General features: G+C 72.6%; 12 protein-coding genes and 2 pseudogenes. 4 read left to right on the top strand and 10 right to left on the bottom strand.

What is annotated here, in order from left to right; all coding sequences use genetic code 11:
* Position 1: 1 nt before the first annotated feature.
* Positions 2 to 664 (bottom strand): peptidoglycan-binding domain-containing protein, encoded by a 663-nt coding sequence (locus AB0L56_RS11950; protein ID WP_365421897.1) that lies wholly within the window; start codon positions 662 to 664, stop codon positions 2 to 4.
* A gap of 74 nt (positions 665 to 738) precedes the next feature.
* Positions 739 to 1,584: a hypothetical protein gene (locus AB0L56_RS11945; protein WP_361025325.1), complete on the bottom strand. Its 846-nt coding sequence runs from the start codon at positions 1,582 to 1,584 to the stop codon at positions 739 to 741.
* 128 nt (positions 1,585 to 1,712) lie between these two features.
* Here AB0L56_RS11945 and AB0L56_RS11940 point away from each other — a divergent pair.
* A pseudogene (locus AB0L56_RS11940) lies at positions 1,713 to 2,440 on the top strand (TetR family transcriptional regulator).
* Between the two features lie 152 nt (positions 2,441 to 2,592).
* Positions 2,593 to 3,009, top strand: a complete 417-nt coding sequence (locus tag AB0L56_RS11935; RefSeq protein WP_365421895.1) for a zinc ribbon domain-containing protein — start codon at positions 2,593 to 2,595, stop codon at positions 3,007 to 3,009.
* A gap of 16 nt (positions 3,010 to 3,025) precedes the next feature.
* Here the strand turns inward: AB0L56_RS11935 and AB0L56_RS11930 are convergent, their stop codons facing one another.
* The 3 genes and pseudogenes from AB0L56_RS11930 to AB0L56_RS11920 all read right to left on the bottom strand — a co-directional run bounded on the left by AB0L56_RS11930 (position 3,026) and on the right by AB0L56_RS11920 (position 5,062).
* A complete protein-coding gene (locus tag AB0L56_RS11930; protein WP_365421892.1) occupies positions 3,026 to 3,406 on the bottom strand; it encodes a PPOX class F420-dependent oxidoreductase in 381 nt (126 codons plus the stop codon).
* A 9-nt stretch (positions 3,407 to 3,415) separates the two neighbouring features.
* Positions 3,416 to 3,891 (bottom strand): annotated as a pseudogene (locus tag AB0L56_RS11925) (hypothetical protein).
* Positions 3,863 to 5,062 (bottom strand): aminotransferase class I/II-fold pyridoxal phosphate-dependent enzyme, encoded by a 1,200-nt coding sequence (locus tag AB0L56_RS11920; RefSeq protein WP_361025314.1) that lies wholly within the window; start codon positions 5,060 to 5,062, stop codon positions 3,863 to 3,865. Before AB0L56_RS11920 ends, AB0L56_RS11925 begins: the two are co-directional and overlap by 29 nt.
* 23 nt (positions 5,063 to 5,085) lie before the next feature.
* Here AB0L56_RS11920 and AB0L56_RS11915 point away from each other — a divergent pair, with 23 nt between their 5' ends.
* Positions 5,086 to 6,108 (top strand): hypothetical protein, encoded by a 1,023-nt coding sequence (locus AB0L56_RS11915; RefSeq protein ID WP_365421890.1) that lies wholly within the window; start codon positions 5,086 to 5,088, stop codon positions 6,106 to 6,108.
* A 131-nt stretch (positions 6,109 to 6,239) separates the two neighbouring features.
* Complete coding sequence (locus tag AB0L56_RS11910) at positions 6,240 to 7,616, top strand: S1 family peptidase (RefSeq protein WP_365421887.1); 1,377 nt, start codon at positions 6,240 to 6,242, stop codon at positions 7,614 to 7,616.
* 22 nt (positions 7,617 to 7,638) lie between these two features.
* On the opposite strand, the gene AB0L56_RS11905 is transcribed toward AB0L56_RS11910, so the two are convergent.
* The 5 genes from AB0L56_RS11905 to AB0L56_RS11885 form a co-directional block, all read right to left on the bottom strand.
* The gene (locus AB0L56_RS11905; RefSeq protein WP_365421885.1) at positions 7,639 to 8,439 is read right to left on the bottom strand and encodes an EamA family transporter; all 801 of its coding nucleotides are present in this window, start codon (positions 8,437 to 8,439) and stop codon (positions 7,639 to 7,641) included.
* 70 nt (positions 8,440 to 8,509) lie between these two features.
* Complete coding sequence (locus tag AB0L56_RS11900; protein WP_189556421.1) at positions 8,510 to 8,695, bottom strand: hypothetical protein; 186 nt, start codon at positions 8,693 to 8,695, stop codon at positions 8,510 to 8,512.
* Positions 8,696 to 8,815: 120 nt separating this feature from the next.
* A complete protein-coding gene (locus AB0L56_RS11895; protein WP_365421882.1) occupies positions 8,816 to 9,511 on the bottom strand; it encodes a L,D-transpeptidase family protein in 696 nt (231 codons plus the stop codon).
* A 115-nt stretch (positions 9,512 to 9,626) separates the two neighbouring features.
* Positions 9,627 to 10,424, bottom strand: coding sequence for an SDR family oxidoreductase (locus AB0L56_RS11890; RefSeq protein ID WP_365421879.1), 798 nt, complete (start codon positions 10,422 to 10,424; stop codon positions 9,627 to 9,629).
* A gap of 57 nt (positions 10,425 to 10,481) precedes the next feature.
* Positions 10,482 to 11,402 (bottom strand): SDR family oxidoreductase, encoded by a 921-nt coding sequence (locus tag AB0L56_RS11885; protein ID WP_365421877.1) that lies wholly within the window; start codon positions 11,400 to 11,402, stop codon positions 10,482 to 10,484.
* Positions 11,403 to 11,453: the final 51 nt, after the last annotated feature.

Here is an 11,453-nt window from a genome sequence, read left to right as displayed (position 1 = left end):
GTCAGTACGCCGGGTCGCCCGTGCGGGACTCCAGTGCCAGCCGGGTGTCGTCGCCGTAGACGCCGGTCTCGTCGCCCTGGATGCCGTACCAGAGCTGGAAGCGGGCGACGGCGGCCGAGAGGGTGGCGTCGTAGCGGCCGTCGGTGGCTCCCGCCCGGTAGACGTCCGGGATGCGCAGCAGCCGCTGCTGCAGTTCGGTCACCTCGGGGCCGGAGTCGCCCTCACGGAGAAAGCCGGGGTCGGCGGGGGCGGACGGCACCGGGGGCTGGCCGGTGGGAGAGGACGGTGCCGGTGGCGGGCCGGTGGACGGCACGGGGGCCGGTGCCGCGCGGTCCTCGGTGTTCCGGTCGGTGAGCAGCAGGGCGCTGCCGAAGCCGATCAGCGCGGCGGCGGCCACGGCGAGGACCAGCGCGGTGCCGCGCTGGATGGAGGGGTGCCCGACCGTCGGCGGCGGGCCGGCGGGAACGGGCGGCATTTCCTGGGTCCGGTCCTCGGATCCGGCAGGGGGCTGGGGACGCGGCACCGGCTCGTCGCCGCCCCGCTGTTCCCGCTCGAACTCCCGGAACAGCTCCGCGAGCGCGTCGGTGCGGCGCGGGCGCAGGACGCGGACGGGTTCGAGGGGCGGTCCGTCGTGCGGCCGCCCGGGCTCGGACGGTGTCGTCACATCGCTCTCCTTCCGTACCGAGCGGGGAGTTGAGCCGCCTGTGGGGAGAGATACGGGACGCGGAGCCTCCGGGTTCAGCCGCCCGTCCCGGCGGTGTCGCGGAGGAAGCGGCGCAGGGACGTCACCATCGCCGACACGAACGCCTCCCGGCCGGCGTCGTCGAGGGCGTCGAGGGAGAGGTAGGGGTTGAGGTCCTCCAGTTCGACCAGCAACAGGCCGCCGTCCGGCGCGCGGCAGGCGTCGACGCGCTGGATGCCGTGGCCGAGGGTGTTCCACTCGATGAAGCGGCGGGCGAAGTCCAGGTCGCCCGGGGCGGGTTCGTAGCGCTCCAGCTGCCAGCGCCGCTCGGGGTCGGGGGCGTACAGGGCGTACTGGAAGGAGTGGTCGACGTAGTAGAAGGACACCTCGTAGGCGAAGTCGATGTGCGGCTGCACCAGCACGTCGCCGTCGACGAGGCCGGGCAGCTCGTCGGCGGGGACGACGCGCAGTCCGATGGAGTCGGCGCCGAGCCTGGGCTTGACGACGTACCGTTCCGCCTTCGGCAGCCGGTGCAGGTCCCCGGGCCGGTCGACGGTGGGGATCACGGGCAGGCCGGCGGCGGTCAGGTCGATCAGGTACTGCTTGCCGGCCATGTCGCCCCGGCCGGTGAGCGGGTTGTAGACCGGTGTGCCGGTCGCGGTGGCGTGCTCACGGAACGCGTCGTAGGCGTCCCGGTACTCCAGCACCGGACCGCTGTTGCGGACCACGACGGCCTCGAAGCCGTCCATCAGGGCGACGGCGTCCCGCGGGTGGCACAGGGCGAGGTCGAAGTGCTCGCGCAGCCGGGAGGTCAGGAAGATGTCCTCGTCGCAGTAGCGGCGCCCGCGGGCCGGGTAGGCCAGGTCGGTGACATAGAGGACGCGGGGACGGGCGGGCGGCATGCGGGCTCCTGGGGACGACGGTGGCTCGATCATAGGGACGACCTGCGTGGGAGCGTCCGGGGATACTGAGTTCCGTGTGGGGCGGGCACTGAGTGCCATCGCCTGCCTCCCGGTGCTACGTTCCGTGCATGAGCTCCAGCGGTGCGGCTCCCGGCCGCGGTGAGAAGGCCGAGCAGCCGACGATGCGGGACGCCCTGGTGGCGGCGGCCTTCCGGCTGTTCTGGAACGGGGCTACGAAGAGACCACGGTCGACGACATCGTGGCGCTCGCCGGGGTGGGGCGGCGGTCCTTCTTCCGCTACTTCCCCTCCAAGGAGGACGTGGTCTTCCCCGACCACGAGCGGTGTCTGGCCGACATGACGGCGTTCCTGGCCACGGGCCCCGACGACGATCCGGTGCGCAAGGTCTGTGACGCCGCCCGGCTGGTCCTCCTGATGTACGCCGAGAACCCGGCGTTCTCCGTGCAGCGCTACCGTCTCACCCGGCAGGTGCCGGGATTGCGGGCGTATGAGTTGTCCGTGGTCTGGCGCTACGAGCGGGCCCTGGCCGGGTATCTGCGGTCCCGTTACGCGGGTCTGCGCGACGGCATCCTGCGGGCCGATGTGATCGCCGCGGCCGTGGTCGCGGCCCACAACAACGCGCTGCGCTCCTGGCTGCGTTCGGACGGCAAGGGGGACGCCGAGGCGGCGGTGGACCACGCGCTGGAGCATATGCGTGCGGCGTTCGCCGATGGGATGGCCCCTCCGGTCCCTGCGGTGACCGGAGGGCCCGAGGACGTGGTGGTGATCGTCGCGCGGCGCGGGGCGCCGCTCTGGCGGGTGGTGCGGGAACTCGAGTCCGCGCTCGGGCGCGGCTGACCCCCGACCGCGATTGAGGGTACGGAGTGCCTTTACGCGTGGCACTGAGTGCCATACGCTGTGGCCGTGCACGGTGGCGCCGAAGACCGGGCACACGCGTGCCCGGACGGCCGGGCACGCCGGATCACGGCCGGATGCAGGGAGTTGACAGCGTGTACCACCACTCAGGAAGCGTCGCTCAGCAGGCAGCCGGCTCCGCGACGGGCGTCCTCGAGCCCCGGGGCGCCGACCGCGCGGAGGCCATGCTTTACCAGCGCTGCACCTGGTGCGGCACCGCCATGTACCACCGGCTGCTGTGCCCGGTCTGCCAGGGCAGCGAACTGCGTACGGAGCGCAGCGAGGGCGTCGGGACGGTCCGCCATTCCACGGTGCTGCACCGGAACACCCCCGCGGCACGCAATGTGTCCCTGATCGAGATGGCCGAGGGGTTCGTGGTGCGCGGCAGGGTCATGGGCCCGCCCATCGGCATCCACAGCGGTGACCGGGTCCGGCTGTCGACGGCCAAGGACCCGGTGCGGGGCGAACCGGTCTTCCAGCTGGTCGACGAGCCGTTGCGGGCCTGGACCTGACACACCGGCAGCCGTGTCACAGGGTGATGCGGATCCCGACCGTGCCCTTCGTACCCCGGCGCAGGCGGCTGCCCAGCAGGGTGAGCCGGCCCAGGAGGCCGTACTTGCGGGCCAGCAGCTCCCGATAGCGGGCGGTGGTGGCGGGGTCGCAGATCTCCGCGGTAGCCGGGGCCTGCTCCCCGGTCGGATTGCCGCGCATGTCGCAGGGGCCGACGAGGACGTCGCCGTGGGCGCGGATCCGCTTCACCTTCCAGGAGTCGGCGGCGGTCCAGACCCCGAGCGCGTCACCGTCACGCACCACCCACACGGGCGTGGCCACGGGCGTGCCGTTCTTCCGGTAGCTGGTGAGCAACAGATACTTCCCCGCCCCGAGCCGGGCCGCCAACGCGTCGTCCATGGGGGAAGTCTAGGGGGCGTCGTCCGGGCGGCGGGCGACGAAGACAAGCTCGCGGCCCGGGCGGTCGGGTGCGTCCCGTATCTCCTCCAGCTGGAATCCGTGGCCGGCGAGGTCGGCCTCGATCTCCTGCCGTCCCCGGGCCGCAGCGCCGCGCGGGCGCCCCGCAGGGTGCGGTGCCAGAGGTCGGGATCGGCGATCGGCTGGGCAACGCTTGCCGTCATGGTGGCCGAGCGGGGGGTTGCGCAGCCCGGCGTTGGCGGGGTGCCGCTGTGCCCACCCTCCCCCACTCTCGGCTTCGCTCGAGCGGGGGGACCCCCATCGCCCTGGGGGTACCTCCCAGGCCCTCAAGGCACTGGGGGAGGCACGACTGCCCGCAGCTGGGGCGAACAGCAGCCACTGCGATCGGGGTCAAGGGGGTCGTAGAGGGCCGCGAGGCGTGGGTCACCGAAGCACTCGTCAGCCGTGGGCGTCCGCCGCCCGCTCAACGGCGACCGCCATCCGCCGCACCGCCTCCGTCAGCAGCTCGGGGGAGGTGGCGAGGTTCAGGCGGGCGTGGCCCTTGCCGCCCGTGCCGAAGGGGAGGCCCGAGGTGAGGGCCACCCGGCCGTGCTCCAGGAAGACCTGGGCCGGGTCGTCCCCGAGCCCGAGGGCGCGGCAGTCCAGCCAGGCGAGGTAGGTGGCGTCCCCTGGCCGGTGGCGGATCTGCGGCAACCGGTCGGCCAGGAGGTCGCCGAGCAGCCGTCGGTTGGCGTCGAGTCCGGCGAGCAGGGCGTCCAGCCAGGCGGTGCCGTCGCGCAGGGCGGCGGTGTGGGCGAGGACGCCGACATGGCTCGGACCGTGGCCGACCTCTTCAGGCATCCGCGCCAGGTCGCCGGCCGCGCCGGGCCCGGCGACGGCGAGGGCCGCCTTGAGTCCGGCCAGATTCCACGCCTTCGACGCCGACATGAGGGACAGGCCGCGCTCGGCGCCCGGCACGCTCAGATACGGCACGAAGGCCGTGTCGCCGACGACCAGCGGCGCGTGGATCTCGTCGGCGACGACCCGTACACGGTAGCGCTCGGCGAGGGCGGCCACGGTCGTCAGTTCCTCGGCGGTGTGCACGGTGCCGGTGGGGTTGTGCGGGCTGCACAGCAGATAGGCGGCCCGCCCCCGCCCGGCCGTCTCCCGCCGGAAGGTGTCTTCCAGGACGGCGAGGTCGATCCGCCCGTCCGCGCCCAGCGGAGCCTCGACGACCCGGCGGTCCATGTGCCGCACGAAGTCGAAGAAGGGCGGGTACACCGGCGGGTTCACCACGACCGGATCGCCGTGGTCCGTGACCAGTTTGAGCATCTCGACCACGCCCAGCATGACGTCCGGCACGATCGCGGTCCGCTCGACGGCGAGCCCGCCCCAGTTCCACCGCTTCTCGGCGAAGGCGGCCAGCGCCTCGGCGTAGGCGCTGCCGGCGGGGTAGCCCGTGTCGCCGAGTTCCATGGCCTCGGTGACGGTGCGCACGACCGGTTCGGCGACGGGGACGTCCATCTCGGCCACCCACAGGGGCAGCACGTCCTCGGGATAGGTGCGCCACTTCATGCTGGTGCGGAATCGCAGGCGGTCGAGGGTGAGGGCGTGCAGGGGATTCGGTTCACCGGACGTTTCGTGCGGGATCCTGGTCATGTGCACACGATAGGGGCCGCGGTGTGATCGGACATCGGGAGAACGAGGCAGGTGACCGTACCGCCGGCACGCTGCTGGAGATCGCCTGCGACGAGTCGGGGTCGGACGGCGAGAACCTGACCGGCGGAAACACCGACGTGTTCGCGCACGCCGGGGTGTGCGTGTCCGCCGCGGCCGCGGCCGGCGCCGTGCGGGAGATCCGGGACCGTATCCGTTCACCCGCCTCGGAGTACAAGGCGACGCATCTGCTGCGGGAGAAGCACCGGTCGGTGCTGGAGTGGCTGCCGGCCCCCGGCGGGCCGCTGCACGGCCGGGCCCATGTGCATCTGACGGAGAAGGCGTTCTTCGTGGTGGACCGCGTGGTCGACCTGCTCCTCGAGGACCCCGTCGCAGCCGTCGTCCTGTTCCGCGCCGGGCGGCGGGACCTCGGGGTCGACGGTTGGGCGCGGTTCCTGCGGGCGGCCAACGAGCTACTGCGCGTACGCGGCGGGGAACCGGGAGCGTCCGTCGCGGGGTTCTTCGGCACGGTCGACCAACTGCGCGGCGCGCACGCCGGTACGCCGGCCGCGCGGGTGCTGGGGCGGCTGGCGGCGCGGCGGGACCGTGCCGAGGCGTACCGGACGGAACGGCCGGACGGGCCGGACGTGCGGATACCGGTGCTCAATCCCCTGCTCCCGGCGATCGTCTCCACGGCCGCGTACTGGAGCGCGGGCGGACGGCGGCCCGTACGGCTGGTGCACGACCGGCAGAACCTGCTGACGCCCGAACGCATCGCGTGGATCGAGGAGACCGCGCGGCGCGGCGGCATCTGTCTTGAGGAGGTGCGGCTGGTCGTCGCGCGGGAGGATCCCCGGGTGCAGCTCGCGGACTTCCTCGCCGGCATCGCGCGGAAGGTGGCCTCGGACGAGCTGAATGGCTGCGGGGATCCGGCTCTGGCCGTGCTGTTGCGCCCCTACGTGGACCGGGCGTCGGTGTGGGGCGACCCGCGCAGCGCGGTCGCGCTCGGCCTGGACACCGCCAACCCGCCGCTAGACACCGACCGTTGACCAGGTTCGCGCAGACCGGATCGCGTCCGGGGTGAACACGCGGGGTCCGGGGTCCGTATGGGAAGGGGGCACACCACTCAGCGGAGGCCCCGCGGTGTTCGCACCGCACTGCAGAGGTTCGGGAGCCATGCATGAGGCACGCACGACGACGGGTCGTCCGGCGAGTGACACGGCTGGCGGCCGTCGGCGGACTCCTCCTGGGGGCCACGATGGTCACACGCGCCGTGGCCAGTGAACCGCAGGTGCCCGAGGCGGTTCCGTTCTCCGCCGCCGAGGACACGGCGACGGGTCCGGGCGCCGGTCTCGTGTCGAAGCTCGGCACATCCCGTACGGCGGGCAGCTGGATCAACGCCGAGGGGAGGACGGTGGTCGCGGTCACGGACGAGGAGGCGGCCGCCGAGGTGCGCGAGGCGGGCGCCGAGCCGAAGATGGTGCGCCACAGCATGGACGACTTCAAGTCCGCGACGAAGACGCTGAGTTCGGCGCCGCGCGTGCCCGGCACGGCGTGGGTGATGGACTACCGGTCCAACGAGGTGGTCGTCCGGGGCGACAGCACGGTGTCGGCGGACGACTGGTCGGAGCTGACGGACGTGGCGGACGGCATCGGCGGCTTCGTGCGCATGGAGCGGACCGAGGGCACCTTCACCACCCGCCTCAACGGCGCCCAGCCCATTCTGTCCACGGCCGGCCGCTGTTCGGCGGGCTTCAACGTGACGGACGGGGAACGGGAGTTCATCCTGACGGCCGGGCACTGCGGGCCCGACGGGTCGGTGTGGTTCGCCGACGAGCGGGCCAGGCAGAAGGTCGGCACCACGGTCGGCAGCAGCTTTCCCGGGGACGACTACTCGCTCATCGAGTACGACGGCGGGCGGGCCGGCGAGGGCGCGGGCGTGGTAGCCATCGGCGGCGGCAAGGGCATACGGATCACGGGGGTCGCCGATCCGAAGGTCGGGCAGCGGATCTTCCGCAGCGGCAGCACCAGCGGACTGCGCGACGGAGAGGTGACCGCGCTCAATGCGACGGTGAACTATCCCGAGGGGACGGTCAGCGGTCTCATCGAGTCCAATGTGTGCGCGGAGCCCGGTGACAGCGGCGGTCCGATGTTCTCGGAGGGCATCGCGCTCGGCGTCACCTCCGGCGGCAGCGGTGACTGCCGGACCGGCGGTACGACGTACTTCCAGCCGCTGACGAAGGCGCTGGCGCAGCTCGACGTGCGGCTCATCGTGGCGCCCGGCGCCGACGGCGGTGCGGCGGCGCCGTCCCCGGCCCCGTCGGACGCCGGGGGCGCGGCGGCGCCGGACTCCGCCTCTCCGGGATCGTCGGCCCCGGTGCGGGGCATCGTCCCGGACCCCTCGACGCTGCTGTCCCGGCTGGCCGACCCGCAGAACGTCGGGCCCGGTCTGCTGGTGATCGGCGGCAGCCTGGTCGCACTGGTGGCCTCGCGGTGGATCCGCGCGGAGCAGGAGCGCAAGGCGTACCGGCGGCACTACTCGGCGACGTGGGGCTGAGCGGGCCATGGCCCCGGGCCGGTCAGCCGACTGTGAGGAGCACCGTCGCCAGGGCGGCTCCCAGCAGGCCGGCGGTCTGCCGTGGGGAGACGTGTTCGTGCAGCACGACGAGTCCGAGCACGACGGGCAGAGCCGGGTAGAGGGAGGCGAGGACCACCGCGACGGCGAGCATCTGCCGCTGGGCGGCGAGCAGATAGAGGACGAGACCGAGGGCCGCTCCGGCCCCGATCAGCAGTGCCTGGGCGGTCGGCCCCGCCGGCAGCCGCAGCAGCCCGGGGACGAGGACGGCGGCGACGCGGCCCGCGGCGACGGGCCACAGCCCGCTGACGGGATCGGCCTGGCCGAGGGCGACGTACTGCACGGCGACGCCGACGCCGGCCAGGAGCCCGTCCGTCGCCTCTCTGCCCAGACGGGTGCCGCCGCCGGACACCCACCACAGCGCGGGCCCGGTGACGGCGATCCCCGCCCAGGCCAGGGCGCCGGGCCGGTCGCCGAGCAGGAGGACGCCGCACAGGACGGACAGGGCGACGCCCGTGACGGCGCTCACGGGCACCACCACGCTCATCGCACCGTGACTGAGGCCACGGTTGAGGAAGCGCATAGCGGTGGCGCTGCCGACGCCGGACAGGGCGCCCCACAGCAGATCGGTGCCCGCGACGGCGTCGGCGGGCAGGAGGAGGGCGGCCCCTGCGGCGAGCAGCAGCCCGCCGATCTGGCCGAGGAGGGTGACGGCGGCGTGCGGGACACGGCGGGACAGCAGTCCGCCCGCGAAGTCGACGATGCCGTAGGTGAGGGCCGAGGTCAGTGCGAGAAGGGCACCCATTCACTGACGGGTGCCCTGCGGACGGGGTTACGATGCCGAGGCCGCCCCCGGGACGGGCCGCAGGGGCCGGTCAGGCCGCCCTGGCCGGCTGCGGAAGGGCCGAGGCCCACTCCCGGACCAGGCGCTGGTACTGCTCGCGCTGTTCGACGCTGAGTGTCCCGCCCGACCGGAGCCACAGGGCCCGGATCTCCTCGTTGACCTCGGCAGCCGATCGCTCGGAGGAGGGTTCAACAGTGGTGGACATGCCGTGAAGCATACGGCTCCCGACGTGAAGACGCTGTGAGTATTCGCACGCGCATCGGACATTTCCGACAGTGTTGCTGATCACGTCCATCTGCCGTGGAACGTGGGTGAGTTCACCTCTCGGCGCGCGGTATCAGGTGCCCGGCTTGCGGCCGTACACGTAGACGTCGTCGCCCTTCTTCAGCAGCGACCAGTACTTCTTGGCGACCGTCTTGGTCATGTTGACGCAGCCGTGGGAGCCGGGCGGGTTCCACATGCTGACGCCGGCCGAGTGGAAGGCCTGGCCGCCGTCGAAGAACTGGCTGTAGGGCATGGGCACGTCGTAGATGGTCGAGACGTGGTCGATGTTGCGCCAGTAGATCTTCTTCAGGCCGGTGCGGGTCTCGTACCCGTTGCGTCCGGTGCGGACCGGGACGGGCCCGTAGACCAGCTTCTTGCCGTCCTGGATCCAGCTGAGCTGGAGCGTCAGGTTCACACAGGCGATCCGGCCCTTGTTCGTGGGGCATTTGCCGGACTTGTTCGGGTTCTTCCCGACCGCCTTCTGCTTGTTCATCAGGTCCATCACCCCCCAGGTGATGGGTCCGGCGTACCCGATGTTCGGCTTGATGCCGTGCTTGGTCTGGAAGGAGCGGATGGCCTTGCAGTCGGCGGAGGACTGCTTGCCGTCGACCGGACGGCCGAGGAACTTCTCCACCTTCTTCTGGTACGGGCCCGCCGAGGTGGTGCAGCTCGCGGCCTGCGCGGGCGCCGCACCGAGCGCGAGTGTGAGCGGAGCCACCAGCGAGGTGACTCCGAGGACGACGGCACTCCGTCTGTGAATGTCCCCCATGGTCCGTTCTGCCTTTCCGCGGAAGTTTGCGGCCTGCGCACTTAGCCAGGTAGACGTTCCAGGGGGAGGTTCGGTTGTACGGCCCGCCCGGGTTCCCTGCGGAGCGGCGCGGCGGCTACGGGGAGACCTCGTCCAGCGCATGCCGGAAGCCTGAGTTGACCGCCGTGATCCCGCCGTCGACCACGAGGGTGGTCCCGGTGATCCATGACGCGTCCCGGGAGGCGAGGAAGGCGATGGCGGCCGCGATGTCCTCGGGTTCGCCGACCCGCCCCAGGGGGTAGAGGCGCCGGAGCGCTTCGAGTTCCTTGTCCTGGCCGGCCCAGGCGCGGGTGCGGACCGTTCCCGGTGCGACGAGGTTGACCCGCACCCCGCGCGGCCCGGCGTGTCCGGCGAGGGTGCGGGTGAGGGAGAGCAGGGCCGCCTTGGCCGCGCTGTAGGCGTGGTTGCCGAAGTCCTGGAGGCCGTTGACGGAGCCGACGCTCACGATGGCGCCCCGGCCGGAGGCGGCGAGGTGCGGGAGTGCGGCGCGGCTGCAGCGGTAAGCGCCGGTGAGGGTGACATCGAGGTCCGCCGCCCACTCCTCGTCCGGCTCGTCCTCGAAGCGGGCGGCGTCGGGGGTGCAGTGGGCGGCATTGTTGACCAGGACGTCGAGTGAGCCGAAGGCGCTCACGGCGTGCGCCACGGCACGCTCGACCGACGCCCGGTCGGTGACGTCGCAGGCGAAGGCCTCGGCGCCGGGCCCCCGTTCCCGCAGCGCCGCTGCCGTCGTCTCCGCGGCGTCCCGGTCCGCGTCGGCCACCAGGACCCGCGCGCCCTCCTCGGCGAATCGCAGGGCGGCGGCCGCGCCGATGCCGCGTGCCGCCCCGGTGATCATGACTCCGTACCCCTCGAAACGCCGTGTGTCACTCGTCATGGGGGTGACGGTAGCCGCCGGGACGTGCGCGGCGGCAGGGGTCGGAGCGGTCAGCGGTCAGCGGTAGCCGGTCACGTCCGCCGGTTTGCCCGCGTCCTGGACTTCGACGAGGTAGCGCCAGGCGTCGGGGCGGCTGCCGTCGAGGTCGGTGAAGCCGTACTCCTGGGCGAGGCCGCCGCTGGAGAGGGAGGTGCCGTTGAAGCGGGCCACGTCCGGGTCGGCGGCGAGTGCGGCGACGGCCCGGCCGATGTAGCGCGTTGTCTCGGAGATGGCGAAGTGGGGGACGTTCTCGAGGGCGTCGCGCCAGTTGTCCTCCCGCACCCCGAAGTGGTCCAGCATGATCTCCGAGCGCAGCCAGCCCGGGGTGAGGGCGACCGCCGTGGCGCCGCGCGGGCCGAGTTCATGGCCGAGGGCGAAGGCCATGCGCAGGACGGAGGACTTGGCGAGGTCGTAGAAGAAGGAGACGCGGTAGGTGTCGCGGTTGTAGTCGGCGGTGCCGTCGGTGACCTCGACGACCAGCCCGCCCGGGTGGCGCAGCAGCAGCGGCAGGGCGTGGTGACTGGTGATGGCGTGGGTCTCGACGGCGAGACGGAGCAGGCGCAGGCCCTTGTCCAGGTCGTGCCCCCAGACGGGCGCGTCCCACGCGAAGAGGTTCTCGCCGCCCCAGATGTCGTTGACGAGGACGTCCAGCCGGCCCTGTTCGTCGGCGATGCGGTCCACGAGCGTACGGACCTGTGCGGGGTCCAAGTGGTCGGTCGGCACCGCGATGCCCCGACCGCCCGCCTCGGTGACCAGGTCGGCGGTGTCCTCGATGGTCTCGGGGCGGTCGTACTCGGAGCGGCGGGCGCGGGTGGAGCGGCCGGTGACGTAGACGGTCGCGCCCGCCGCCCCCAGCTCGACGGCGATGCCGCGTCCGGCTCCCCGGGTGGCCCCGGCCACCAGCGCGACCCTGCCCTGCAACTGCTCCGACTCCGACATGTACGGCCTCCCGTCACCGGTCTGTTCGCTGTCCCTTCGAGGGTGACGGGT

The organism is Streptomyces sp. NPDC052079 (assembly GCF_040680275.1).
In the GTDB taxonomy this organism is placed as follows: domain Bacteria; phylum Actinomycetota; class Actinomycetes; order Streptomycetales; family Streptomycetaceae; genus Streptomyces.
The sequence above is the reverse complement of the archived record's forward strand: the minus strand, read 5'-3'. Positions and strand labels throughout refer to the sequence as shown.